This is a genomic window from Pyxidicoccus caerfyrddinensis (assembly GCF_010894405.1).
GTDB classification, from domain to species: domain Bacteria; phylum Myxococcota; class Myxococcia; order Myxococcales; family Myxococcaceae; genus Myxococcus; species Myxococcus caerfyrddinensis.
Genome location: NZ_JAAIYA010000004.1, coordinates 611176 through 636299 on the forward strand (window position 1 = coordinate 611176; position 25124 = coordinate 636299).

At 70.9% G+C, this 25124-nt stretch carries 18 protein-coding genes and 1 pseudogene; 9 read left to right on the forward strand and 10 right to left on the reverse strand.

All coding sequences use genetic code 11. From position 1 onward, the window contains the following. Window positions 1–11: 11 nt before the first annotated feature. Window positions 12–917, reverse strand: a complete 906-nt coding sequence (locus tag G4D86_RS12780) for a peptidylprolyl isomerase (protein WP_163993141.1) — start codon at window positions 915–917, stop codon at window positions 12–14. A gap of 196 nt (window positions 918–1113) precedes the next feature. Between G4D86_RS12780 and G4D86_RS12785 the strand changes: the two genes are divergently transcribed. After that, window positions 1114–2070 carry a peptidylprolyl isomerase gene (locus G4D86_RS12785; RefSeq protein ID WP_163993144.1) on the forward strand — a complete coding sequence of 319 codons (957 nt, stop codon included), beginning with the start codon at window positions 1114–1116 and terminating at the stop codon, window positions 2068–2070. Window positions 2071–2098: 28 nt separating this feature from the next. Here G4D86_RS12785 and G4D86_RS12790 read toward each other — a convergent pair whose 3' ends face one another. The 3 genes from G4D86_RS12790 to G4D86_RS12800 form a co-directional block, all read right to left on the reverse strand. After that, a complete protein-coding gene (locus G4D86_RS12790) occupies window positions 2099–2407 on the reverse strand; it encodes a hypothetical protein (RefSeq protein ID WP_163993146.1) in 309 nt (102 codons plus the stop codon). 99 nt (window positions 2408–2506) lie between these two features. Next, window positions 2507–4978 carry a PQQ-dependent sugar dehydrogenase gene (locus G4D86_RS12795; RefSeq protein WP_163993147.1) on the reverse strand — a complete coding sequence of 824 codons (2472 nt, stop codon included), beginning with the start codon at window positions 4976–4978 and terminating at the stop codon, window positions 2507–2509. Window positions 4979–5082: 104 nt separating this feature from the next. Next, window positions 5083–6039: a hypothetical protein gene (locus tag G4D86_RS12800; RefSeq protein ID WP_163993149.1), complete on the reverse strand. Its 957-nt coding sequence runs from the start codon at window positions 6037–6039 to the stop codon at window positions 5083–5085. 224 nt (window positions 6040–6263) lie between these two features. Between G4D86_RS12800 and G4D86_RS12805 the strand changes: the two genes are divergently transcribed. Genes G4D86_RS12805 through G4D86_RS12815 form a run of 3 tightly spaced genes read left to right on the forward strand, consistent with a single transcriptional unit; the run spans window position 6264 to window position 9997 of the window. Then, the gene (locus G4D86_RS12805) at window positions 6264–7598 is read left to right on the forward strand and encodes a hypothetical protein (protein WP_420821855.1); all 1335 of its coding nucleotides are present in this window, start codon (window positions 6264–6266) and stop codon (window positions 7596–7598) included. Beyond that, window positions 7588–9231 carry a Tox-REase-5 domain-containing protein gene (locus G4D86_RS53765; protein WP_275899105.1) on the forward strand — a complete coding sequence of 548 codons (1644 nt, stop codon included), beginning with the start codon at window positions 7588–7590 and terminating at the stop codon, window positions 9229–9231. The genes G4D86_RS12805 and G4D86_RS53765 overlap by 11 nt, the downstream gene beginning before the upstream one ends. A gap of 13 nt (window positions 9232–9244) precedes the next feature. Further along, a complete protein-coding gene (locus tag G4D86_RS12815; RefSeq protein WP_163993151.1) occupies window positions 9245–9997 on the forward strand; it encodes an immunity 52 family protein in 753 nt (250 codons plus the stop codon). A gap of 20 nt (window positions 9998–10017) precedes the next feature. Here the strand turns inward: G4D86_RS12815 and G4D86_RS12820 are convergent, their stop codons facing one another. Continuing rightward, window positions 10018–11124 carry a hypothetical protein gene (locus G4D86_RS12820; protein WP_163993153.1) on the reverse strand — a complete coding sequence of 369 codons (1107 nt, stop codon included), beginning with the start codon at window positions 11122–11124 and terminating at the stop codon, window positions 10018–10020. A 67-nt stretch (window positions 11125–11191) separates the two neighbouring features. Between G4D86_RS12820 and G4D86_RS12825 the strand changes: the two genes are divergently transcribed. After that, window positions 11192–11743 (forward strand): glutathione peroxidase, encoded by a 552-nt coding sequence (locus G4D86_RS12825; protein ID WP_163993156.1) that lies wholly within the window; start codon window positions 11192–11194, stop codon window positions 11741–11743. Window positions 11744–11792: 49 nt separating this feature from the next. Here the strand turns inward: G4D86_RS12825 and G4D86_RS12830 are convergent, their stop codons facing one another. From G4D86_RS12830 to G4D86_RS52785, 3 genes and pseudogenes are all read right to left on the reverse strand, one after another. Continuing rightward, entirely contained in the window at window positions 11793–12356 is a 564-nt protein-coding gene (locus tag G4D86_RS12830) for a hypothetical protein (protein WP_163993158.1), read from the reverse strand. Between the two features lie 347 nt (window positions 12357–12703). Beyond that, window positions 12704–13480 (reverse strand): annotated as a pseudogene (locus G4D86_RS12835) (DUF2381 family protein); the annotation flags it as partial. Between the two features lie 18 nt (window positions 13481–13498). Further along, the gene (locus G4D86_RS52785; RefSeq protein ID WP_240360208.1) at window positions 13499–14278 is read right to left on the reverse strand and encodes a protein kinase family protein; all 780 of its coding nucleotides are present in this window, start codon (window positions 14276–14278) and stop codon (window positions 13499–13501) included. A gap of 330 nt (window positions 14279–14608) precedes the next feature. Between G4D86_RS52785 and ppsA the strand changes: the two genes are divergently transcribed. The 3 genes from ppsA to G4D86_RS12855 are packed head-to-tail and all read left to right on the forward strand — an operon-like array spanning window position 14609 to window position 19930. Next, window positions 14609–16963, forward strand: a complete 2355-nt coding sequence (ppsA, locus tag G4D86_RS12845) for a phosphoenolpyruvate synthase (protein WP_163993162.1) — start codon at window positions 14609–14611, stop codon at window positions 16961–16963. Beyond that, complete coding sequence (locus G4D86_RS12850) at window positions 16960–19236, forward strand: PAS domain S-box protein (protein WP_163993164.1); 2277 nt, start codon at window positions 16960–16962, stop codon at window positions 19234–19236. Before ppsA ends, G4D86_RS12850 begins: the two co-directional genes overlap by 4 nt. Continuing rightward, window positions 19229–19930, forward strand: coding sequence for a TVP38/TMEM64 family protein (locus G4D86_RS12855; RefSeq protein WP_240360209.1), 702 nt, complete (start codon window positions 19229–19231; stop codon window positions 19928–19930). Before G4D86_RS12850 ends, G4D86_RS12855 begins: the two co-directional genes overlap by 8 nt. 321 nt (window positions 19931–20251) lie before the next feature. On the opposite strand, the gene G4D86_RS12860 is transcribed toward G4D86_RS12855, so the two are convergent. Both G4D86_RS12860 and G4D86_RS12865 read right to left on the reverse strand, forming a co-directional pair. Beyond that, window positions 20252–21322: a patatin-like phospholipase family protein gene (locus G4D86_RS12860; RefSeq protein ID WP_275899106.1), complete on the reverse strand. Its 1071-nt coding sequence runs from the start codon at window positions 21320–21322 to the stop codon at window positions 20252–20254. Between the two features lie 340 nt (window positions 21323–21662). Then, a complete protein-coding gene (locus tag G4D86_RS12865; RefSeq protein ID WP_163993169.1) occupies window positions 21663–24245 on the reverse strand; it encodes a cation-translocating P-type ATPase in 2583 nt (860 codons plus the stop codon). 186 nt (window positions 24246–24431) lie between these two features. Here G4D86_RS12865 and G4D86_RS12870 point away from each other — a divergent pair, with 186 nt between their 5' ends. Continuing rightward, window positions 24432–24971 carry a flavodoxin domain-containing protein gene (locus tag G4D86_RS12870; RefSeq protein ID WP_163993171.1) on the forward strand — a complete coding sequence of 180 codons (540 nt, stop codon included), beginning with the start codon at window positions 24432–24434 and terminating at the stop codon, window positions 24969–24971. Window positions 24972–25124 lie beyond the last annotated feature (153 nt).

Here is a 25124-nt window from a genome sequence, read left to right on the forward strand (position 1 = left end):
TGCCCCGCGCGTCAGGGACGCGCTGATACCTCGACGTGCACATCCGCGGCGCCCCTCAGGCGCGTCCGCAACGCATCGAACACCCGGCGCTGACGCGACGGCGCCACCCGCCCCTCGACTTCCGCGCGCACCTCCTCGAACGGAGGAATGCGCTCCACCCGCCGCTCGAGGAGCTGGAGCACGGCGAACCCCTCCGCCGTCTCCACCACCGCGGACACCTGCCCGGAGGTGCGCAGCGCGAAGGCCGCTTCCTCCAGCCGTGCGTCCTTCAGCTCGCCCCGGGCGAACAGCCCCATGTCCCCCGCCCGCGCCCGCTCGGGACCGTCTCCGGCGGACTGCACGCGCGCCAGGGGCTCCCCAGCCCGCAGGCGTCGCGCGAACTCCTCTGCCCGGGCCCGCGCTCGCGAGCGCTCCGCGGCGGTGCCCCCACCGGCGGACGCCAGCACGCGCGCCAGATGAACGCGCTCCGGCTGGCGCAGCTCGGACCGGTGCGCGTCGTACCAGGCGCGCAGCTCCGGCTCCGTCGCGGGCCCCGCGCCGCGCTCCTCCTCCGCCAGCAGCGCCTGCACGAGGAGCCGCTCCTCCAGCTCCCGCACCTGCCGGGCGAGGTCCTGCTGCTGCGCGAGCCCGCGCCTCCGCGCCTCCTCCACCAGCAGTCGCTTGTCCACCAGCGAGCGGGCGAACTCCTCCTGCCCCACCGGACTCTCGAACTGCTCGCGCAGCGCCGGAGGCAGCCTCCGCGACTCACGCACCAACTCCTCGCGGGTGATGGCGCCGCCCTTGTACCGGGCGACCACGTCTCCAGACACCGCACCGGCGTCCGCCACGGAGCCGCGGGCACCCTCGGACTGACGCCCCTCGCAGCCCATCAGCGCGAGCGTCACGACGAGCCAGCGGCTGTACCCGATGTATGACAAACGACGCTCCGTGGACGAGGTGACGCACCTGATGTGCTGGCTATCGTCCGCGATCTCCCAGAAAGAATTCAACTAGTCTGAAATGTGCCGCCAATTGTGAATCCCTGCGTCATTTGCTACTGAAATCCCGGTGCCCACCGGCACTGCCGCACGGTGTCTGTCTCCACCCGCCTCTAATGAGTCAGGAATTACACCCATGAGTCCTTTCAAACCCATACTCACAGCCGCCGTGTTGCTCGTCTGTGCCTGCAAGGGTTCGGGAGGGACCGAGGCGTCCGGGGGTAGGCCGGACCCCGTGGTTGCGAAGGTGGGAGACGGCGTCATCACCGCGAGCGGGTTCCAGGCGCGGCTGGAGGAGCAGCCCCCGGTGCTGCGCTCCCGCTACACCTCGCTGGCGTCGAAGAAGGAGTTCCTCGACAACCTCGTGCGCTTCGAGCTGCTGGTGCAGGAAGCGCGCAGGCAGGGCCTGGACCAGGACCCCGAGGTGAAGGCGACGCTGGAGAAGCTCATCGTGCAGCGGCTGATGCAGAAGCACGCGGCGACGGCGGCGGCCACGCCGCTCACGGACGAGGAGCTGCGCAAGTACTACCAGGAGCACCTGGGCGAATTCGTGCGGCCGGAGAAGGTCCGGGTGAGCCAGGTGTTCCTCGCCTCGGCGAGCAACGACGCGAAGCGCGCGGCGGTGAAGGCGGAGGCGGACAAGCTGCTGGGTGAGGTGAAGCGCCAGGAGGCGGGGCCGGTGAAGGTGGCCTTCACGGAGCTGGCGCGCACGCGCTCGGACGACGCAGCCTCGAAGGAGGCCGCGGGCGACCTGGGCTACCAGACGCGCGAGGAGCTGACGGCGAAGTGGGGGCAGGCGGTGGCGGACGCGGCCTTCGGACTCCACGCCCTGGGCGAGCTGGGCCAGGTGGCCTCGGAGCGGGGCCTGCACCTGCTGAAGCTCACCGGGCGCCAGCCGGGACTGGAGCAGTCATTCGACATCGTCAGGCCGCGCATCGAGAGCCGGCTGCAGATGGAGAAGCGCTCGCGCCTCATGGATGACCTCGTCACCTCGCTGCGGAGCAAGACGAAGGTGGAGGTCGACGAGCAGGTGCTGGGTGGGATTGCCGTCACCGCGGACGGGGCTGGCTCGGCCCGCCCGGCGGCGCCTTGAGCCTCGGGCACCCGCGCTTGCCCGCCCGCTAGGTCGCGGGCGGGGCGCCGTGGAGGCCCGGCGCTCCGGGGGCACGCGGCGTCTCGACGGGTGAGATGCAGTGCACGAGGAGGACGCGCAGGACGGTGTCCAGGGCGAACGACAGGCGCACGCCCTCCACCGTGGTGACGAAGCCTTCCTCGTCGCGCTCCATGCGGTCCAGGATCTGCCCCAGCGGCACGGCGCTCCCCATCAGGAGCGCGAGATTCTCCAGATGGGTTTCGAGGTGCACGCGCACCTCGCCCGGAAGGCGCTGGAGCTGACGCTCCGCCCGCCGGGAGAAGAAGAGCCTGGACATGTAGGCATGCTAGGCACTGGACACGGGCACCGCCGGAACGCGCAGCCGCTCGTCTGCTGAGCAGGCGAGCGGCCTGCTCTGTCCCGGGCTGGAGGCCCGTTACCGGTACCAGCGGAGCCGCGCCACGGCGCCTCCGCCGTTCTCGTAGTACTCCATGACGACGCGGTGCATGCCGGAGCGCAGGTAGCGCCAGGTGACGTACGCGGTGGGCGCCTGGTCCTTCCACCCGTTGATGATGCGGCTGCCGTCCAGGTACACGCGGACGCCGTCATCCGCCTCGGCGGCGAAGAAGTAGCCGCCGGAGAACAGGTAGAAGCGACCGGACCAGCGCACCGAGAACCCGTCCGCGCCCATCCACCGCGGCGACGGGCTGCCTCCGCCCCAGTCGTGGGAGAGCGGCGCGGACTCGCAGCGCACCAGCACCGGCACGCCGAACAGCCCCATGTTGTTGAAGTACTCCGCCCGGTACGTGCCGTCGGGGCACTCGCCCTGGGACTCGGGGACGAAGAGGGCCGTGTAGCGGGCATCGGTGCTCCCGGCGACGACCTCGCGCTGCTGCGGTCCTCCGTCCGTCCACGCGTGGAAGACCGCGTCGTCCTGGGGCGAGGGCGCATAGAGGGTGTGCGTGGAGCCGACGATGGCCGTGCGCACCCGGGGCGACGGGCCCGAAGTCCCGTCGAACACCACGTCCAGCCCGGGAGGTGACGTCTCCAGCGTGAGCTGCACCGTGCGCGGGAGGAGCGTCACGGTGCTCGAGCCCGTCAGCCCCGTCGAGTCCGTTGCGGTGAGCGTGAGCTGGAAGAAGACCTCGTCCCCGTGGTCCGCGACCGTGAACGACCCGGTCGGGCCCGTGCTCGTGGCGTACGGATGCGCGTGGCACGTCCCGCCGGAGCAGTGCTGGAGCGTGAGCGTCCAGCGCAGCCTGTCACCGGGAATGGCGCCGTCCTCCGCGTCGCTCGCGCTGCCGGAATACGCCACCACGTCCCCCACGCTGAACCTGTAGGCCGGCGACGGCGCGGAGATGGAGACGACGGGGGCGCGGTGCCCGGCCGCGATGCGCACGGTGGCGGAGTGGCTGCCGCCACGCCCATCGCTCACGCTCAGGCGCGCCGTGTAGAAGCCGCGCACGGCATAGATGTGCTCCGGGTGGGCGAGGCTGGAGGGGGCGCTGCCGTCCCCGAAATCCCACGTGTACTGGAGCACGTCACCGTCCGGGTCCTGGGTGCCCGCGCTGGAGAAGCGCACGCGCAGCGGCAGGTCTCCGGAGGTGGGCGTGGCCGAGGCCACCGCAACGGGAGGCGTGTTGCCCGCCGTGTAGCGGATGCGGCGCAGCTCCCCCGCGAGGATGTCCACGTAGAAGAGATTGGAGTCCGGCCCGACGTCGAGGGCGACGATTCCGCCCACGTCGGTCGCGAAGCTCGTCACGCTGCCGGGGACGAGGTTGTCATTCGCGTCCACGCGCAGGGCCCGAATCCAGCGCTGGCCGTAGTCAGCGAAGAAGTAGGCGCCGCGCCAGGCCTCCGGGTACGCCGCGCCCGTGTAGAAGGCCCCACCCGTGGACGTCTGGCCGACACCGTGGTCCCAGACATACAGCGGGCCCTTCACGGCGGACGGGCCCCGGCCGTAGAGCGCCTGACAGACGGGCTTCGGCTCATAGCCGGGCTGGCGGAAGTCTCCCTCGTAGCAGGGCCAGCCGAGGTTGGCTCCGGCGCTCGCGACGTTGATTTCCTCGTAGGTCCCCCAGCCGACGTCGCCCAGGTAGGGCACGCCCGTGTCGGGGCGCAGGTTGAAGCGATAGGGATTGCGCAGCCCGTACGCCCAGACCTTCGAGCGGTTGGCATTGGCATCGCCATTCCAGAACGGGTTCGACGAGACGCCCTGCCCCAGGCGGGTGATGTGCAACACCTTGCCCGCGAGCGAGTCCAGGCTTTGGGCGCGCAGGGCATCGTCATCCACCCCGTCGAAGCGGGCTCCGTCCCCCAGCGTCACGAAGAGCGTGCCATCCGGCGCGAAGCGGACGTTGCCCACGGTGTGGGAGGGGCTGTCGGAGGGAATGCAGTCCGTGCCCGGTGGAAAGTCATTGCAGGAATTGCCCACCGCGGTGCCCAGCAGGACGTACTCGCTGGCGGGCGAGGCCGTGTCCCCCGCCGCCGTGTACCGCGCGAGGCGGGCCGTCTTGGGGCCGGTGTCGTCCGTGGCGTCGTCGTCGTAGGTGTAGAGCAGGTAGACGAAACCATTCGTGGAGAAGGCGGGGTCCACCGCGAGCCCGAGGAGACCCCGGTCATGGTGGGAATTCACGAGCGCCTGGAGGTCGATGAAGGGCGTGGGCTGGAGCACCCCGTTCTTGAAGAGCCGGACGACGCCTGCCTTCTCCGCGATGAGGATGCGGCCGTCCGGGAGCGCGGCGAACGTGGTTGGCAATTGCAGTCCCGAGGCCACCACCTCCACCGCGAAGCCGGTGGGAAGCAGAGAGTCCTCGGGGTGAGACCGCGCACCCGCGAGCAGGCTCCAGGAAAGACAGACGAACAGACAGATAGCGCTTCCGCGCGTCCAGCGGCCCGGAACTCTCATGCACACTCCGCGAAGGGAGCCGGGAAGCTGGTATCTCAACCGCGCCTGACCAGCGGCACTCTGGCCGTGGGTCTCTGTCACCACCCGCGCAAGGTGTCAGCCATTCAGGCTGTGCGCCACCGCACCGCCAGCACCGACAGGGCCACCAGCGCGCTGCCCGCGCCCACCACAGCCATCACGGGACGGCGCAGTCCCGTTCCGAGCGCCTCCAGCGCGCCGCCCACGAGCTCGCGGCTGGCCTTGCGCACGAGGCCGTCACGGCGAAGGGCCTCATGCCAGCGGCGCCCCTGGACCTCCAGCGCCCCGCTCGCGCCTCGCACGGTTGCGGCGGCGGTGCGCTCGGCGAGCATCTCCAGGGAAGAGACCAGCGCCGCTCCCGTCTCCGCCGGGCGCTTCGCCACCTCCTCGCGAATGCCCTCGGCCAGTCCGCGCACCAGTCCACGGCCCGCGCGCTCGAGCAGGCCCACGAGCGCATCGGAGTCCTCTCGCAGCTTCGACCCGAGGCCGTCGGCGACCCCTCTGCCTATCTTCGAGGCAATCTCCGCCCCGGCGGGAGCGAACCTCCGCGCGTCCTCGACGAGCCCCGGCGCGGCCGCATGGAGCTCCTCCGTGACCGCCGTCACCATGCCCCGGGCCATGAGCTGCGCGCGCTCTCCCGGGGTGCGAATCTCTTCGGTGCGGTGCCGGGCGAAGGCCGCCACTCCATCCAGGAGGCGGTTGATGCGCTCCGCGAAGGCGTGGAAGGGCAGACCGCCGTCCTGCCATTCCCGCTCCAGCGCCTCCAGCGCGCCCTGCGTGGCGGCGCTCGCCATGGCATGGGCCACCCCGCCCGGCTCCACGTGCTCGTGCTCGGCGGCGTCATGCACCAGGCGGCCGAGCACCGTGAGCGCATCCTGCAGGAGGCCGCGCAGCTGACTATCGAGCTCCGGCATCTCCTTGCGCAGCCCGTCGGCCGCGCCGCTCACCGCGCCGACCACGGCCTCGCGCGCGGCCAGCCGTTCGAGCCCCAGGGCCAGGTTGCGCAGCGCTTCCACCGGGCTCGCTCGCGAGTTCTTCCCCATCAGCGTTCCCGTCCTTCCCGCCGGCACGACGGCCGCGGATGTAGAGAGCCTGTGAGAAGAGAGTGAGGACGAACTGTTGTTGGGGCAACCAGTCGGCCCCGAGGCGAGCAGGCGTGCGCCGATGGCGCAGCGTGGCGTCGCTCCAGGTCTGCCTGCTCTGTCGGACTGAGCAGGTATTACCTCCTTCAGCGTCCCTGCTCCGGGGTACGTCGAGGAGGTGCGCGATGAGGACCCGCTGGTGGGGACTGCTGCTCGGGTTCTTTCCGTGGCTGGCAGAGGCAGCGACACCTCCCGCGCCCGCGCGTGAGGCTTCCCCGCCGGCCACGTCCTCCGGAACGTGGCATTCCCTGCTGCGCATGGAGGCGACGACGCTGGCGCTGCTGCCGCGTTCCGATGCGGGCTCGGACGACGGCTTCGCGCAGCTCGAGCCCACCCTCATCATCGACGGCGGTGCGGACTTCGGAGTCAACGTGGGCGCTCCCGTGCGGCTGCGGTTGTGGGGCGGTGGTGAGCGCGCGGACGTCGTGCGGCGGGAGGACTGGGACAGTGTCTCGGATTGGGGGCAGCTCGTGCGCGGCCTCAAGCTGGGCTCTGACCATGCGCCCGTGGGCGTGTGGCTTGGCGCCCTGGAGAGCTACAGCCTCCTCTCCGGGCACCTCGTGCGGCGCTATTCCAACCGCCTCAATCCGGACTACCACCCGGCGGGCGGCTTCTTCACCGGCACGCTGGGCCCGCTCTACACGGAGGCGTTCGCCTCGGATGTCCTGGGCGCACGGCTGATGGGGGTGGAAGTCGCGGTGGACGTACAGCATGTCCTCTTCGGCCGGCCCCGGGAGAAGGGACGCTACACGCTGGCGCTGTCAGCAGTGCATGACTGGGGCAGGGCCGGAGGACGTGCGCCCCCGGTGACGCTAGCGCACCTGGATGGGACGGCGGTGGTGGTGGTGCGGCCGGACTTCGAAGCGCACCTGCTCGCGGGCTGGGGAGGACGGCCGGGCAGGGGCGGCGCGTGGGGGGCGGTGGTGGGCGCGGGCGCGGATGCGGTGACAGCCACGCTGGACCTGAAGCTGCGACTGGAGGTGCGCCGGCAGCACGGCGGTTTCCGCCAGGGCTCCGTCGGTCCGGACTACGAGCTGGCGCGTTTCCAAGCGGCGGGCGCGGACGGGGTACCGCTGGCGGACGCCTCCTTTCCGGAGGGCTACTCCCTCTGCGGTGAGGCCGTGGTGGGTTGGGAAGCCGAAAGCCACGGCGGGCCGTGGAAACACCTGAAGCTCTCGCTGGCCGCCGAGGCCTTCACCTGGGGCCGGGTCGACGTGGATGGGCGCGTGGCGGTGCAGCTCTTCGGGCGCGCCGTCGAGCTGGCCGCGAAGGGGCTGGCCGTGGGCCTGGGGCACCCCGGGGCACGCTACCTGGGCGCGGCGGAAGTGCGCTGGCGCTTCCTCGGAGGACCGCTGTACGCGCTGAGCACGGGAGGCACGCTGCTGTTCCCGGCCGCGGAAGGAGCATTCCTTCCAGCCGCCTTCGCGTCCGTGGGCCTGGGGGTGGACGATGCGCGCTGACTCGCCGCGTGTCCGATGGGCGCGGCTGCTGCTGGCCGCCGCGCTGCTGACCACGGGCTGCGCGTCGATGTCGCCATCGCCCGTCCAGGGGATGAACCTGGGCTACTCGCCACGTGCCGCCGCGACGCCCACGCAGGCAGAGGGGGCGAGCGCCAAGCCTCAGAGCACCCTGCCCTCCTCGATGCCGCCCCCCGGGGAACGCGAGCGGATGCACCGTCGCCGCGAGTCCCGCGCGGAGGTGACGCGGGCGGGCCCCGAGCGCGTGGCGGGCAATGTCGGCGGCGTCCGAGGCGACGCGCGAGAGGATGCCTGGGAGAAGTTGCTGACGGACGCGGGGCTGGAAGCACCAGACGAGCGCCCCCTGCCGAACAGCCCCCTGACGCCCGCTCACGCGGCGCGACTCCTGAAGATGCTGCTGCGCAAGCCGGTAACCCTCGGCACCTTTCCGGCCCGCATGGCGGTGGGCGCCCTGCTGCGCGAGGTGCTGGAGGGAGGCGAGCTCTCGCGGGACGAGCTCGTGCGCCGGGTGGAGCGCTTCACGCGGGTGGCGGTGCTGAGGCCGGATGGGTACCTGGCCTGGGTCCGTACCGGCCGCACGCAGCAAAGGGCCGCGGCGGTGGAGTGGAAGGACGGCGCTTTTCGGGCGGGCCCCTTCGAGCTGGGACGATTCTACGTGAGCAACGGCTCCGTCTTCCGGCTCGCGGACGAGCAGTTGGAGCCGATGGCCGGGCCTGTGCTCGTCGAGGTGTACGACGATGCGGACTACCTCGGCCGCTCACTGGATGGGGCCGAGGCGGCGTTCCTGCAGCTGGCGCTCTCGCTGGGCCAGTTCTTCACCCGGCCGCTGGACAGCCTCGCCGCGCTGAAGGACCTGCCGGCCGGGGTCGTCGCGCTCATAGCCGCGTCGCCCGAATACTTCGAGCGCTTCCGGTACATGACGCGCGGCGAGCAGGTGCGGGCCGTCGCCGAGCTGGTCACGAACCTCGTCGTGACGACGGGCGCGGCCTCGGCCACCACGCGCACGGTGACGGGCGCGCTCGCCGGTGCCGAGGCGACAGTGCCCGCCCTGTCCCTGTCCGCGCAGGGGGCGCTCACGATTGATCGCGTCGCGGTGCCGGTGGGACGGGCGGCCGCGGTGCTGGGCGGCGGGCCCGGAGCGGCCATCATCCTCCAGCGCGCCAACTCGGCCGCAGGCGAGGCTTCACCTTCCGGCGGACGCGGGCCGGGGGAGTGGGGACCGTCCGAAGAGAAGGGTGCGCCCCCTCGGGCCCGGGCCTACCAGGAGCAGATCTCAGGGCATTCGTACGACGAGGCCTACTGGGTCGGCGGCGTGGGCAGGAAGAGCGGTGGGACGAAGTTCGACGGCTACAGGAACGGCGCGTTGCTGGAGGCCAAGGGCCCCGGGTACGCCGAGTTCTTCGACGAGAAGTTTGTCCCCAAGGAGTGGTTCAAGCTCTCGGAGGGAGCCGTGGAGCTTGTCCGCCAGGCAAAACGACAGAGCGAGAGGGTCAAAGGCATGGGCATTCCGATTGAGTGGCATGTCGCCGAGAAGCATGCTGCGAAAGCCATCTGGCAGATGTTGCAGGATGCAGAAGTCGTAGGAATCACGGTCATCCACACCCCTGCGCTCTGAGGAAAAAACCATCGTGACCGGCAGCCCGGAAGCCCAACCCTATGCCGAGACCTACTACGCCGGTGCCTACTGGGGCCCGCGCAAGGAGTCCGCCGAGGAGTGCGCTCGACGAGCGGCGGACTTCCTCAACCTGCTGGCCTCATGCGAGCCCCTGCTGGCCGGCTGGAACAAGATTCCCAAGCCGCGCGGCCGGGGCCGCAAGACGCCCCTCATGCCTCCCGACCTCACCATCCTCACCGAGGCCTTCCGGCGCGGCGTCAATCGGGAACCTGGGGGACCCGCCATCGAGGACCTGGGATTGACCGTCTCGGCATACAACGACGGCGAACGTGGGGAGCTCGTGTCGTTGAGCATGTTCTGCGGCAGCTATGCGCGAGGCATAAGCAATGCGTGCGTGCTGGACCTGCCATGGCGCGGGGCAAGTGCGGAGCGGCTGACAACCGCCCCACTGCTGACGAACGTCGTGCGAGGCATGGCGTCCTGCTGGGAGCCGGATTGGGCGTTGGCTGGGTCGCGAGCCTACAGGAGTCAGTACCAAGAGCCCGCCTCATCGCCGTTCTCTCTCAACTGGCTGACCTACCTCTCGCACCGCCTGGGAAGGGTGCCGCCCCTGCCCGCGCCCGTACGCATCGAGCCAATCGAAGACCGAGGCACCCTCATCATCCTCACGCCCGAGCGCTTCACCATGGCCAACCCAGAGCACGTGACACTGGTTCGGCGTGTGCGCGAGTTGCTCGCCAGGGCCGGCCTCCTCCAGCCCCGATGATCCCTGTCCGGCGGACGGGCTCACGGAGTGCCGGACGCGTCGGGCCCTCCGTCGCTTCCGTTGCCCGCTTCTGACCTCGTCACCACCCGAGGCGGCGGCTCACCACGTGGCCAGCGGTAGACGCCTTCATCCGTGAAGAGGAAGCCCCGGTAGAGGGCAACGCCACCGCCCAGGCTCGGCGTGAGCGGAACAGACGCGTCGTCCGACTGCGTGCCGAGAACCTCACGCCCATCCTGCGTCCGGAGGAACCCGTCGGAGACGTCGTACGCCTCCTCCCGAGGCACCTGCGTGAAGGGCTCGAGCGGCGTCCCGCCATCCATGGATTCGGGAGGCCCCCGGTCATGCACCCTCCCCTTCGCATCCACGAAGACCCACGCCTCTCCCCCGTCGGACACCGTCCGCGCGAAGGCGCCCGTGCCCGAGCGGACGACGGCCGGCACATCGTCGTAGGAGCTCGTGCCCTGCGGCGTCTTCACGCCCCCGTCGGGAAACGTCATCACGCGCAACTCCTGTGCGGCGCTGGCCTGCTCGCAGCTTCCACGGACGTCTCCCGCCAGCATCCCCAGGCCGCGGCTCCGGCCGTCCCGGGGTGTCCACGCGATGAGCTCCAGGCGGCGCGCTTCGTCGTTGCCCGGGCACCTCCACAGCAGCCACACCTGCCCGTCCCCCAGCGGCAGCGGCGCCAGGGTGTCCCAGGGCGCTTCCAACACCCGCTGCGTCTCCAGGTCCAACAACACCACCCGCCGGGCGAAGACGTCATCCGTGCCCAGCGAGATTCCCGGCGTCGCGCCGGGCGGGAACCGCGTGGGCGCGTCCTCGTCCGAGCGAGCAAGCGGCTCGAGCCCCTCGAACACCAGCCACTTCCGCCAGGTGAAGGCGCTGCCCGAGGGAACCCCGCGCCAGCGCCCGTCCAGCCGCAGTGCGTTCCGCCGCGCTCCGCCCCACTCGGACCAGCCGCCGAACTGGACGAGCCATGTGCTTCGGGACTCGGCCAGGCCGGTGAATCGGCCGGGAAGCGGCTCGCGCCGGAGGATGAGGGGCCCCGGGCCGGCATCGGCCGCGAGACTTCCGCTCGCGACGAGGACGGAGCACAGCGCCAGGAAGAGGAAGACGTATCGTGTGGGCACGGGCAATCCTCACGGGAGTCCATCAGGTGAGGCAGGCTGCCCCCATCCACCCGAACTCGAGCCGAGCATGAGCCAGAACCTCTACGACATCCCTCTTACCTCCATTGAAGGCGCCGCGCAGACCCTCACCCCGTTCAAGGGCAAGGTCCTGTTGGTGGTCAACGTCGCCTCCAAGTGCGGGCTGACGCCCCAGTACGAAGGCCTGGAGAAGCTCTACGAGGCCAGGCGCGCCCAGGGGCTGGAGGTGCTGGGCTTTCCGTCGAACGACTTCCTCGGCCAGGAGCCGGGAACCGAGGCGGAGATCCAGGAGTTCTGCAAGCTGACCTACGACGTGAAGTTCCCGCTGTTTTCGAAAGTCACGGTGGTGGGCGAGAAGCAGCACCCGCTCTACCGCGAGCTGACCCACGCCTTCCCCGCGGCCACGGGCGAAGGACCGATGCGCGCGCGGCTCCAGGGCTACGGAATCAAGGCGAATCCGGTCCCCGAGGTGCAGTGGAACTTCGAGAAGTTCCTCATCGGCCGGGATGGCCGCGTCGCGGGCCGCTTCGCGCCGGACGTGACGGCGGATGACCCCCGCCTCGTCCAGGCCATCGACGCGGAGCTGGCGAAACAGGCCTGACCCCACCGCGCGCGCCCGGCGGGACCCTCCTCGCCGCGTTCCCTGACAGCTACTCGAACGCGGTGAAGGAGAAGGTGGACTGGAAGTCGACTTCCGCGCCCTTGTTCATGAAGGTCGGGGCAGCCGAGCCGCGCAGCACCACGTTGAACTTGCCGTCGAGGAAGCGGGTGTAGTCGTCCGGCGCCATCGCCGTCGAGTCGAAGTCGACGAGGAACGGCACCGGGCCAGTGCCCGTGGGGTTCTCCACGTGGCCCGCGACGTAGGTGTTGTTGGACTCCTCCACGCGGAAGAGGATCTCCACGCGGCCAGTGAAGACCTCCGCGAGCGAGGCCACCCCCACGCTGCCAGCGCCCAGCGTAAGCGTGAGCGTGGCGATCTCCACGCGAGAGGGCGCCTTGCCGTCCAGCTCCTGGTGCGCGGTATCGACGAAGACCTTGAAGGGGTTGCCCGACTCGGTCGAGATGCCCTTCTGGGCGGTGACGGTGCTGTTGACGGTGTCGGACGACTTGGCCTTGAGGTTGATGCCAACGGGCGCCGAGTACGACACCGCATCGTCGCCGCAGCCCATGAGCGAGAGCGCGACGCACACCACGAGCGGAAGAATACGGTTCATTTTCAAGGGCTCTCTTCGAGAGAACGAGGTGCGCTCGGCCTGACGCTCCCCGATGGGGACTGTGCTGCGACATGGGAGACCCGCGCGCCTCGTCACCGGCCACGTCCCAGAGGAACCGGACCTACCTCCACACACGCGGCCCATGTCCACGTGGCCCTGGAGGCGGCGGCTCACGTCAGCCCTGCGCGAGTCCTGTGCGAGCGGGAGCGGCGCGGCGGCCCTCGACGGCGGAATGAACGTTCCCTCCAGGCACCTCCGCCCGGGGGGCAGCCCCGACGGCGGAATGAACGTTCCTTCCAGGCACCTCCGCGTCCGGAGGGCACGGGGATTAACGGCGCTGGCGGGAGTTACGGGAACGTCACGTTGCCGAGGGTGATGGAATGCCGGCCACCCTCGCCCCACAGCTTCAGGACGAAGGGGCCGCGAGCCATGTTCTCCGCCGCTGCCTCCACCACCACGCGCCGTTGCGTACCGTGAGACACGACGGCGTCCTGCCACACCGTCACGCCTGTCAGCTCCTCGCCCGCCCTGCCTCGCAACGTCGCCCCTTCCGCATTCCAGGGGCCCACCTCTTCGGGGACGTCCAGCAACAGCTCCACCGCCACCCGCGTCACGGAGCTGAAGCTCCTCGCGATTCGTACGCGGATGGATTCCTTGGGCTGCGAGGCCGTGGGCTCGATGAGTTCCTTGGAGATGACGCCCGTCTTGTCCAGCTGTCGGGCGGCAATCAGACCCGACAGCCCTTCCGGCTGCTTCCGCTCGACGCTCATGCGGTCCACCTGCTCGCGGCACGCCTGGAGCTGCGCGTCCTTCTCCCTCACCTCGGCCCGCAGTGACTCGGAGAGGCGCGGCTGCCGGTAGACCTCGACCTGTCGCTCAGCCAGGGCAGGGTGCACCACGAGGGTGAACGTGACGCTGGCCGGGGACACACCGCCCTTGAAAGGCACCGTCAGTCGAAGCCGTTGCCCGGCGGCCGCCAGCTCCGAGGGCACGAGGAGAATCGATTCCTCCGCGATGGACATCCACATCTGCTCGCGCCCCTGAAGCGTCACCCCTTCCCGGTTCAGCGATGCGCCGTGGAAGCGGAACGCAGTGGTCAGCCCCGGGCTGATGGACACCTCGAGCGCGGAGTTGGCTGCCCCCTACTCCAGCTCGATCCGTCGCACGCCAGGGACCTCGGGTAGCCGGCCCGGCTGCGCGTGGGCGGAGCTCCCCACGACGAGCGCGAGGAGCAGGGGCACGACGGAAGACGGCTGGAGCACGGAAGGTGACCTCCTGAGGGGCCCGAGGCGCCCGCGCCTATCACCCTGCACGGTCGGCGTCGTCCGCCAGCCACCGATGGCGGGGCTCCTGACTTCACTCGAAGTGGTCGACTGCATCCGCGCTTCCAGTGCTGAAGACACGGGCAGAGTCGGGACCGCTGTCCGGCCTGATGACAAGGCCGCGCTTGTCGTCGTTGCCAAACAACTCAATGCAGACAGGGATGCCCGCCCCATCCGGCGTGTGCGCCTGTCGTGAAGGGCGCCCAGCGCCACGGCCACCTTCCCCACCTTTTCGGCCAGCAGCCGGAAGGGGGGGTTCACCGTCTCCACCCACGTGTGCAGCACGGGGCCGGGCACCCAATCCATGACGAAGTAGAGGTAGCCCGTCCGCGGGTGCGGCCAGCGTCCACAGGCGTACAGCCGCACCACGTTCGGGTGGACGGCCCGGGACATCAGCAACTGCACTTCGCGCTCCGCGCGCTCATCCCCCTGTCGCAGGGCGAGCTTCAGCGCGTAGAAGTCCCCCGGACACGCCAGGTCCTCCACCCGGTACACGGCCCCGTAACCCCCCACGCCCAGCCGCTCCACCACGCGCCAGGAGCCCACTTCCGTTCCAGGCCCCAGCGCCCCCGGGTGCACCTTCCAATCTTCCTCGTGCATGGGCATCCTACTTCCAGCCTCCATCGACACAGGGAGAACGTAGCAGGTTGATAGCCGCTTCATGGCAGCGGGAGCGCATCGCCTCCACGCTTCTCCCGTGCGGGCGCTCGGGCATGGGTCCGCCCTGCTCGCGAGCCGACACCGTGAGCCTCTTCGTGAGCCTGGACACGCTGTCGCCCGCCTGGGCTGGGAACTGGCACGCGACGGCTGGCAGGTGCCACGTCCAGCGGGGGCCCGGTGCGAGCGGCCGTGGCTTCGAGAGGCCCACTGGCCAGACCGGGAGCCGTGATGACGCACATTGAGGGGCATGGAACGCGAAGGAGCCTGGCCATGCAGACGACGAGGACCCCCAGGAACGGGCCGCCGGATGGCTCGGCGGGAGTGGTGGCAGCGTCCCAGCAGGAGTCCCCCGCCCCCGTCGTCTGGTTCGAGGCTCTGTCACGCGGGGACACCGCCATCGCCGGAGGCAAGGGCGCGAACCTGGGCGAGCTGACGCGGGCCGGCCTGCCCGTTCCCCGGGGCTTCGTCATCACCGCCGCCGCCTTCTCCGCTTCCCTGGAGCCCATTCGCGCCCGGCTGACCCAGCTCTGGCGCCGCATCGACCCGGACGACGCGGAGTCGCTCGCCACGCTCTCCGCGGAGCTGAAGCAGCTGGTGCGCGAGGTGACGTTCCCCGCGTCCGTGCGCACGGCCCTCCTGAGCGCCTACCGCCAGCTCGGGAGCGAGCGCGCCGTGGCCGTCCGCTCGTCCGCCACCTCCGAGGACACCGCGGACACCTCCTTCGCGGGCATGCATGAGACCTTCACCAACGTCGCCGGCGAGGACGCGGTGCTGGACAAGGTGCGCGAGTGCTGGGCCTCCGCCTACGGGGAGCGCGTGGTGGCCTACCGCCGCAGCCAGGGCCTGTCCGAGGAGCCCACCCTCGCCGTGGTGGTGCAGGAGATGGTGGACTCGGCGCGCTCGGGGGTGATGTTCACCGTGGACCCGTCCACCGGCGACCGGGAGCGGCTCGTCATCGAGGGCGCCTTCGGGCTCGGCGAGGTCGTCGTCGGTGGACAGGTGGAGCCGGACACGTACGTGGTGAGCAAGCAGCGCCTGCGCATCATGGAGGTCCGCATCGGCCACAAGGCGTTCCAGATTGTCCGCGAGAGCCACGGGAAGGAGCACCGCGTCGAGCTGTCTCCCGAGGAGGCCGGACGCAGGGTGCTGACGGACGAGGAAATCGTCGAGCTGGCGCGGCTGGGGCTGCGCGTGGAGAAGCACTACGGCTCGCCGCAGGACGTGGAGTGGGCGCAGTCCGGAGGACGCCTGTACCTCGTGCAGTCGCGCCCCATCACCACGCTGGCTGACGGCGGGAAGGCGCCGAAGCAGCAGGCCCCGGCCGCGAAGGGCCCGCCGCTCGTCACCGGCCTGGGCGCATCACCGGGCGTCGTGTCCGGCCGCGTGCGCGTGCTGCACAAGCCCGAGGAGGGGAAGCGGCTGCAGCAAGGCGAGGTGCTGGTGGCGCCGATGACGTCTCCGGACTGGGTGCCCACGCTGCGCCGCTCCGCGGCCATCATCACCGACAGCGGCGGCATGACGTGCCACGCCGCCATCGTCAGCCGGGAGCTGCGCATCCCCTGTGTGGTGGGCACGCGCTCGGCCACGCGGGTGCTGCGCGACGGCGAGGAGGTGACGGTGGACGGGTCCACCGGCCAGGTCCGCGCGGGACTGGAGGCGGCGCCCGTGGCCGTCCAGGCGGCCCCCGCCCGGGCCCCCGTGGCCGCCGAGCCCGAGCCGCTCGCCACCCGGCTCTACGTCAACCTCGCCCTGCCCGGGCAGGCGAAGGAGGTGGCAGCGCTCCCGGTGGACGGTGTGGGGCTTTTGCGCGCGGAGTTCATGCTGACGGACGCGCTCGGCGGCGTGCACCCGAAGCGGCTGCTGGCCCAGGGCCGGCGCGCGGAGTTCGTGGAGAAGCTGGCCGGCTCGCTGCTGGAAATCACCCGCGCCTTCCGGCCGCGCCCCGTCATCTACCGGACCACCGACTTCCGCACCAACGAGTTCCGCGGCCTGGAGGGCGGCGACGAGTTCGAGCCCACCGAGGCCAACCCGATGATTGGCTACCGCGGCTGCTACCGCTACCTGCGCGAGCCCGAGGTGTTCCAGCTCGAGCTGGAGGTGCTCGCCCGCGTGCGCGAGGAGACACCCAACCTGCACGTGATGATTCCCTTCGTGCGCACGAAGTGGGAGCTGGAGGCGTGCCTGGAGGCGATGGACAAGAGCCCGCTGGGCCGGCAGCGAGGGATTCAGCGCTGGGTGATGGCGGAGGTACCCTCCGTCGTCTACCGCATCCCCGAGTACGCGAAGCTGGGCATCTCGGGCGTGTCCATCGGCTCCAATGACCTGACGCAGCTGATGCTCGGCGTGGACCGGGACTCGGAGCTGTGCGCGGAGCTGTTCGACGAGTCGGACGCGGCGGTGCTGGACGCCATCCTCCACATCATCCGGGCCAGCCGCGAGGCCGGCCTCACCTCGTCGCTCTGCGGCCAGGCCCCGTCCAACCGCCCGGAGTTCGCCGAGCACCTGGTGCGCGCGGGCATCACCTCCATCTCCGTGGACCCGGGCGCGGCGGCGGCGGCGCGGAGGGTCATCGCCTCGGCGGAGCGGCGGCTGCTCCTGGAGGCCGCCCGGGCAGGGCCCTCATGACGGCGCGACCCGGGAGCGGCCGGGTTCCCCGGCTCGAGCAGGTGGTTGTCAGGCTGGGGCCCCTCGCGGCCGGTCTCGCCGTGGCGATGGCCGTGGGCGGGCTGATGGCCTGGGGCCTGGGCGACGTCGGCATCCTCTACGCCTACTTCGACGTCTGCATCGTCGCGCTCTTCGCGCTGGCGCTCTTCCTGGCGCTGCTCACCCGGAATGCGCGCGTCCTGTCCCGCATGGAGGCGGACCGCCAGCAGATGGAGCAGTCGCTCCGGATGTCCGAGGCCCGCTTCGCCGGCATCGTCTCCAGCGCGGCCGAGGCCATCATCACCATCGACGACGCGCAGCGCATCACCGTCTTCAACGAGGGCGCGGAGCACATCTTCGGCTACTCCGCCCACGAAGCCCTGGGCCAGCCCCTGGACCAGCTCATCCCGGAGCAGTACCGCGACATCCACCGGCAGCACGTGAAGCGCTTCGCGGAGGGCGCGCACTCCTCGCGGCAGATGGCGGAGCGGCGTCCCATCTCCGGGCGGCGGAAGAATGGCGAGGTGTTCCCCGCGGAGGCCAGCATCTCCAAGGTGGACGTGGGCGGGGCACATCTGCTCACCGTCATGCTGCGAGACATCTCCGCGCGCAGGCACGCGGAAGAGGTGCTCCGCAACAGCGAGGAGCGCTTCCGCACCGCGTTCGAGGATGCCCCCATCGGCATGGCCCTCGTCGGGCTGGACGGCCGCTTCCTGAACGTGAACGACTGCCTGTGCGACATCGTCGGCTACACGCAGAAGGAGCTCCTCAACCGGAGGTTCCGGGACATCACCTTTCACGAGGACCTGGAGGTGGACCTGTTGAGCTTCCAGCGGCTGCTCACGGGAGAGCTCAGCTCCTACCAGCGGGAGAAGCGCTACATCCACAAGCAGGGCCATATCGTCAGCATCCTGCTGACGTCGTCGCTGATGCGCGACTCGCGGGGCGAGCCGCTCCACTTCCTCGCACACATGCAGGACATCTCGGAGCGGAAGCAGCTCGAGCAGGCCCTGCGCTTCCTGGCCGAGGCGGGACCGCGCCTGGCGGGCTCGCTCGAGTCGCAGGCGACGCTCTCCACCGTGGCGCGGCTCGCCGTCCCGACGCTGGCGGACTGGTGCGTGGTCGAGCTGGTGGATGAGGACGGACGGCTCCAGTCGGTGCAGGGCGTGGCGGCCTCGCCGGACAAGGCGCGGCTGCTGGACACGCTGCTGCGCACCTACCCTCAGGAGCCGGCGCGCCAGGGGAGCATCGTCGCGGGCGTGCTCCAGACGGGGCGGTCCGCCCTCTTCCCGGAGGTTCAGGGAACGGTGCTCGAGTCGATGGCAGAGGACGGTGCCCACCTGGAGCTGCTGAGGAGCATCGCGCCCGTGTCCGGCCTCGTCGCGCCCCTCTCGGCTCGCGGGCGAATCCTGGGGGTCATCATCCTCTGGACCTCCGAGTCGGGGCGCCACTTCGGGATCCGGGACTTGTCGTTGGCCGAGGAGCTGGCCGCCCGCGCCGCGCTCGCCATCGACAACGCCTGCCTCCATGAGCGGTCCGAGCAGGCGACCCGCACCCGCGACGAAGTCCTGCGCGTCGTGGCCCACGACCTGCGCACCCCCCTGAACGTCATCACCCTGAGCGCCGAGACGCTCCTGAAGCGGACGCCCGAGCAGCGGGCCACCGACACGCGGCCGCTCGAGTCCATCCGGAAGGCGGTGGCGCGGGCCAACCGGCTCATCAGGGACCTGCTGGACGTCGCCCGCATGGAGGCCGGCCACCTCTCCGTGGAGCGCGCTCCGCTGCGGACCACGAACCTCGTGAGAGAGGCCATCGAGCAGCACCGGGCGCTCGCGGAGATGAAGTCCCTCACGCTCACGGCCGACGTCCCCGAGGACGCCCCTCCCCTGCTCGCCGACCATGACCGGGTGCTTCAAATCCTCTCGAACCTGATTGGCAACGCGCTCAAGTTCACCCCCGAGGGCGGACACATCGTGGTCCGGGCCGTGCCCGAGGGAGGCATGTTGAGGTTCTCGGTGAAGGACACGGGGGCCGGGATTGACTCGGAGGACATCCCCCACCTCTTCGAGCCCTTCTGGCAGGCGCGCGTGGGAAGGAAGGAAGGCGCCGGGCTGGGGCTCGCCATCGTGAAGGGGCTCGTCGACGCCCACAGTGGTCGCCTCTGGGTGGAGAGCAGCCCCGGCGAGGGGAGCACCTTCTCCTTCACGCTCCCCACCGCGTATCCCACCGAGGAGCCCCTCACGCATCATGCGTGAAGCAATGAGCCCGCCCCTCCGTCCGCCGGACACGCCTCGTGGGCTCCCCGCGCCCTGGGCCCGTGCGCTCGTACTGGCGGCGCTCCTCGCTGGCCTCGCCCTCCTCGCCTCGTCGGACGCCTTCCAGTCCCTGCTCCGCCGCATCCTCGAGGCGAGCGCGCCCGTCATCTCCGAGCACCCCTTCTGGGGCGCGGTGCTCTTCGTGCTCGTCTCCGCGCTGTCGGCGATGCTGGCCTTCTTCTCCAGTGCGCTGCTGCTGCCGGTGGCCCTCCACGCCTGGGGCAAGACGGTGTGCGTGCTCCTGCTCTGGGTGGGCTGGATGCTCGGCGGCGCCTGCGCGTATGGCCTCGCCCACTCCTGGGGCCGGCCCGTCATCCGCCGGCTCACCTCTTCACGCGGGCTGGCCCGCTACGAGGAGCGCATCTCCCGGCGCACGCCCTTCGGCTGGGTGCTCCTCTTCCAGCTCGCGGTGCCCTCGGAGATTCCCGGCTATGTACTCGGCCTGGCGCGCTACGGGCTGCGCCGCTACCTGCTCGTCCTCGCGCTGGCGGAGCTTCCCTACGCGGTGGGCACCGTCTACCTCGGCGCGAGCTTCCTGGAGCAGCGCACCGTCGTCCTGGTGGGCCTGGGCGTGTTCGGCATCCTCTTCGGCGCCTGGGCCCTCCACCTGCTGCACGAGCGCCTGGGACGGTGACGTCCGCGGCTCGGACGCGGGGGTGAGGGGGCGTCCTCTTCCGGGCGGCCTGCCCCGGGAGCTTCCGGTGATGGACGCACCGCGACTCGCGTGAGCGGTGCCGGCAAGCGCGTGCGGGTGCGCAGCCGGCTCGGAGAGACGGTGCTGCCCATGCGCCGGGCCGAGGGCCTGCGCCCCGGTGAGCTCTTCAGGGCCGGAGGGGGCGGTTCCGACGGGTTCCGGAAAAGAGTTCACCCCATCCGTCTTGTCAGACCTCGCCTTCGGTTGTCCGGCCGCTCCCGGTCCCGCGCCTCCTTCGCTCGCGGTACCGGATGCACGACATCAGGCGGGGGCCATGGCGGCGGCGCGTGCGAACTGCGTCCGCACCGATTCACGGCGGATGTAGGGCTTGCCCCTGCGGAATTCCTCCACGTAGGCCTGGAAGTTCCAGGACGCCAGGAACGTCTTCGCGGCGGCGCGGCCGGAGTTATAGAGATCCAGCGCCCGCTCGCTCGTGATGTCGAACTCCGTCGTCCCGACACCCAGGGTCGGAATGGTGAGGGTCCGGGCGAACTGGGCCCGCTCGAGATAGAGGCGGTCGTGAGCCTCCAGGAGCGTTTCGACCAACTCACTGAACAGCTTGTAGAGCCCCGTCAGCCCGCCCGGTCCATGCGTCTTTTTCGGGAGAGCGTGTTTCGGCTCGGGTTCGACGAGCATGAGGCCGAAGGTCGGCCAGGCCGGCTCCTCGTCCTCGCAATCGAAGAGCCAGACCGGGAAGTTCGACAACAGGCCACCATCCACGAGCACGTGCTCCTCCCCGGTGTTGGAATTCGTCACCCGCACGGGCTCGAAGAAGCCGGGAATGCTCATGCTCATCCGGACCGCTTCGGAGACCTTCAGCTCGAGCGGGTCCAGCCCCAGCAGGTGTGCATCTCGTGGAAGGACCAGCAACCGGTGGGCGGTGAGGTCCGACACGATGACCTGCAGCCGGGAGCTCCAGCGGGGGTCGGTCCATTTCGTGCGCAGGTCCTTGAAGGTGTGCACGCCATGGGCCGCGAGACGCTCGTCCATCCACGCGCTGAAGCGCTTTCCTTCGTAGATGCCCTGGTCGAGCAGGAGGCTGATCCCCTTTCCGACGAGATGAATCTTGTCTTCCCAGCCCTTGTCCTTGAACTGAAGGAAATCGAGTTCGAGCACGGTCTGCCTCAGCTCCTCTCCCCGGTAGCCGGCGGCAATCAGCGCCGCCGTGATGGCTCCCGCGGAAGTCCCCGCGAGGTTCTGTGGCTGGTAGCCCATCTCGTCCAGGACGGAGAAGGCACCGGCCAGGCCGATGCCCTTCACCCCGCCTCCCTCGAAGACCAGGTCGCAGCAAGACTCCCTCGGACTGCTTCTACATCGACTGAGCTCTTCCATCGCGATGCCCCTCCCTGCGTGGTCCTGTCTCAGGATGGAGGTGCGCCGTTCGCCTCGACACCCCTTGACGGGCTGGCGACGCGTGGGTGCGCTCCCCGATAGACAACCTCGCCGGACAGGGCCCGCCCGCGTGCCCCCATTCGGATGTTGCCCAGCTTCAAGTCAGGACGAGCCCGCTCCCACTGCATCTGTCATTGCCCCCCAACCCGGGAGCAGATGCCGCGTCCTTGCGCCCGCCCAAGCTTCCGGTCCACCGCGAGAGGCATCACGCCCTGTTCGACCCCGTCAATGCGTGGGCGGGAACGCTGATTCTCGCCGTGGCGCTCGACCTGTCGGCGGCTCACGCGACGCGGGGACGGAGCCGGTAGCGGCCGCGGAGAATCTGGCGTCCGCGTGGGCCCCGCGAGAAGAGGCGCTGGCGCGAGAGCACCAGCGGCACCAGTGCCACCGCCACGCCCACGACGACGCGCGCCCAGTCATCTCTGTGCAGCGGGTGCAGCCCCAACATGTACGCCAGGGGCCGCACCTGGATGAGCAGCACCGAGGCCCCCAAGGACAGCGCGCAGACCCACCGGGCCGTGCGCGTGCGCAGAGCGGTGAGCACCGCCGCGTAGCCGGCGCTCGCGAGCGTGAGGGACGCCAGCGCCACCGCGCGCCCGTGCTCCACGTCGCGTCCCGCCCCCAGGCTCCGGTCATAGCCCCAGACGAGCCCCACCGTCGCCAGCCCGCCCACCAGCGCGACGGTGGCCCACTCGCCCGCGGTGAAGAAGCGCGCGGGCCCCTGGCGCCGCGCAGGTCCAAGACGTCCCGGACGCGCCGCCGCCTGGAAGGCCAGCATCGCCGTGGGGTGGATGATGAGCTCCAGCCAGACGATGTGGATGGGCAGGTACAGGAGCGGATAGCCCGCCAGCGGCAGCAGCGCCGCCGTCACGACGAGCGGGATGTGGATGAGCAGCAGGTACTGGAAGCAGCGCTGGAGGTTGCGGAAGAGCTGCCGGCCTTCCGCGATGGCCCGCACCAGCGTGCCGAAGTCGTCGTCGAGCAGCACGATGGAGGACGCCTCGCGCGCGCTGCGCGTCCCTCGCTCCCCCATGGCGATGCCCACGTCCGCGGCCTGGAGTGCCGGCACGTCATTCACGCCGTCGCCCGTGGCCGCGACCACCTCGCCCTCCCGGCGCAGGGCCCTCACCAGCGCGTACTTCTGCATCGGTACGGCACGGGCCACCACGTCCACCGGCGGCACGGCTCCCGTGTCGCGCAGCCGTGCCTCCAGCTCGTCTCCCGTGAGCACCACCGGCCGCGCTCCCCCCAGCCCCAGCCGCCGCGCCACCGCCAGCGCCGTCTCCGGATGGTCGCCCGTCACCATCACCGTGCGCAGGCCGGCCTCGCGGCACTCGCGCACCGCTTCCTCGACGCCCGCCCGCACCGGGTCCTCGCAGGCCACGAGGCCCAGGAAGCGGAAGCCGTGCTCCGGCTCGCCCCCGCGCCAGGATGCGATGTCCAGCGACTGGCTCGCGCACGCGATGACCTTGCGCCCCTCGCGCGCGAGCGCCGACACGCGGTGTGCCCACTCCGCGCGCTCACCGGGCACCAGCTCGCACTGCCCCAGCACCCGCTCCGGCGCGCCCTTCACGGCGGCGAGCAGCCTCCCGTGCGCGTCCTCCACCACCGCCGTCTCGCGCTGGCGCTCCTCGGTGAAGGGGAAGGTGGCCACGGCCCTTCCCCGGGGTGGGACGGGCGCGGCCTCGTCGAGCGGCGCGGAGTCCTGCTGGCGCTCCTGGGCGGAGGGCCTGATGCGCGCGGCCTCGTCGAGCAGCGCGGCGTCGAGCGGGTCCCTTCCCTCCTCCCGCGACGCCAGTATCGCGGTCCGCAGCAGCGCCTCTTCGGAGACTTCTGGCGCGGGCAGCATGCGGGCCACCCGCAGGCGGCCCTCCGTCAGCGTGCCCGTCTTGTCCGAGCAGATGCACGTAATCCTGCCGATGTTCTCCACGGAGACGGCGCGCCGCACCAGGGCCTGTCTCCGGGCCAGGCGGTAGACACCGGCGCCCAGGAAGAAGGTGAGTGCCAGGGGGAACTCCTCGGGCAGGGCCGCCACGCCGAGCGTGGCCGCGCTCAGCAGCGCGTCCATCCACCCGAAGCCCTGGCGCCAGCGCACGAAGGCGAGCACCGCGCACAGCACGGCGGCCACCACCACCAGCACCGCCACCAGGTGCGCCACGGCCTGCTGCAGCGGCGTGCGTGAATGCTCACCCCGCTCGGCCGAGCGGACGATGCTCCCGTAGAGCGTGTCCTTCCCCGTGTAGACGATGCGCACCCAGGCCGTCCCCGTGAGCAGCCGCGTTCCCGCCATTCCCCAGTGCGCTCCCTCCACCGGCGGCTCCGCTCCCGGAGGGAGCCGCCCCAGCGGCCGCTTGCGCACGGGCAGCGACTCTCCGGTCAGCGAGGACTCCTCTGCCTGCAGGCCCTCACCGCGCACCACCAGCCCGTCCGCGGGGAAGTGTCCCCCCGCCTCCACGCGCGCCAGGTCGCCCACCACCACTTCGTCCGCGGGTACCTCCTGCTCGCGCCCGTCGCGCAGCACCGTGGCGCGCGCGGCCAGCCGGCTCTGAAGGCCCTCGGTGGAGGCCCGCGTCCGGTGGTGCAGGAAGGCGTCCATGCCCAGCAGCGGGACGATGGCCACGAGCAGCACCAGCCCCTCGGACAGCTCCCCCAGGAAGAGGTAGAGCGCGCTCGTCGCCACGAGGAACCAGAGCATCGGGTCCGCCGCCGAGTCGCGCAGCGTCTGCATGGCGGAGCGCCGGGGCCGCGCCAGCACGTCGTTGCGCCCGTAGCGCGCGCGGCGCTCCTGCACCTCGCTGGCGCCGAGCCCGCGCGCGTCGTCGACAGAGCATGGCAGGCGGTGGACGGGGACGGGGAGTCGCATGGCCGGTGTACCCGGAAGCTGGAGGCTCGCCCGGGGAGCGGCAACGCGGGTGGGCACGCAACCCTTGCGCGACGTCCGCCCTCCAGGACGGAGGGACGGGAGGCGCGCTCGCCTGGCGGCACCTCGCCAACGCCGCCGGCCCACCGCATGCATGAGTGCGGTGGACTCACCCTGGAGGGGCACACGATGCGGGTCCTGGTCACCTACGGCTCGAAGCGAGGAGGAACGGAAGGCATTGCCCGGCAGGTCGTCGAGACACTCCGAGCGGAGGGCCTCGACGCGGAGCTGCGCCCGCCCGGGGAAATCGACGACGTGTCGGCCTATGACGCCGTCATCGTCGGTGGAGCGCTGTACGCGAATCGCTGGTTCCGGCTCGCCAGGCGCTTCGTGCACCGGCATGCGCAGAAGCTGCGCGAGAGGTCCGTCTGGTTCTTCTCCAGCGGCCCGCTCGACGACACAGCGGAGCAGAGCGAGATTGCGCCCACCTCCCAGGTACAGGCCCTCATGAAGCAGGTGGGCGCTCGCGGCCACATGACGTTCGGAGGGCGGCTGGAGAAGGACGCGAAGGGCTTCATCGCCCACGCCATGGCCCGCACGCACGCGGGGGACTGGCGCGACTCCGGCCACATCCAGCGATGGGCCAGGAGCGTGGCCGCGGAGCTTCGGCCGGGACGCGAAGGCCGCCCCTCGCCGGTGGAGTCGGCCCCGGAGGTCCAGCTCCACTGACGCGGGCCCGCTGCGGGGCGTCCTCTTCCGGGCGGCCCGGCGGTGCCGAAGCGACAGGCGCCGAAGCTGTCTGTTGCGCGGCACATCGCTCCTCCTCCCGTGCCATGTCCGGTCCATGGCGGGGTGGGCAGCATTCTCACCCTCCTGACTCCT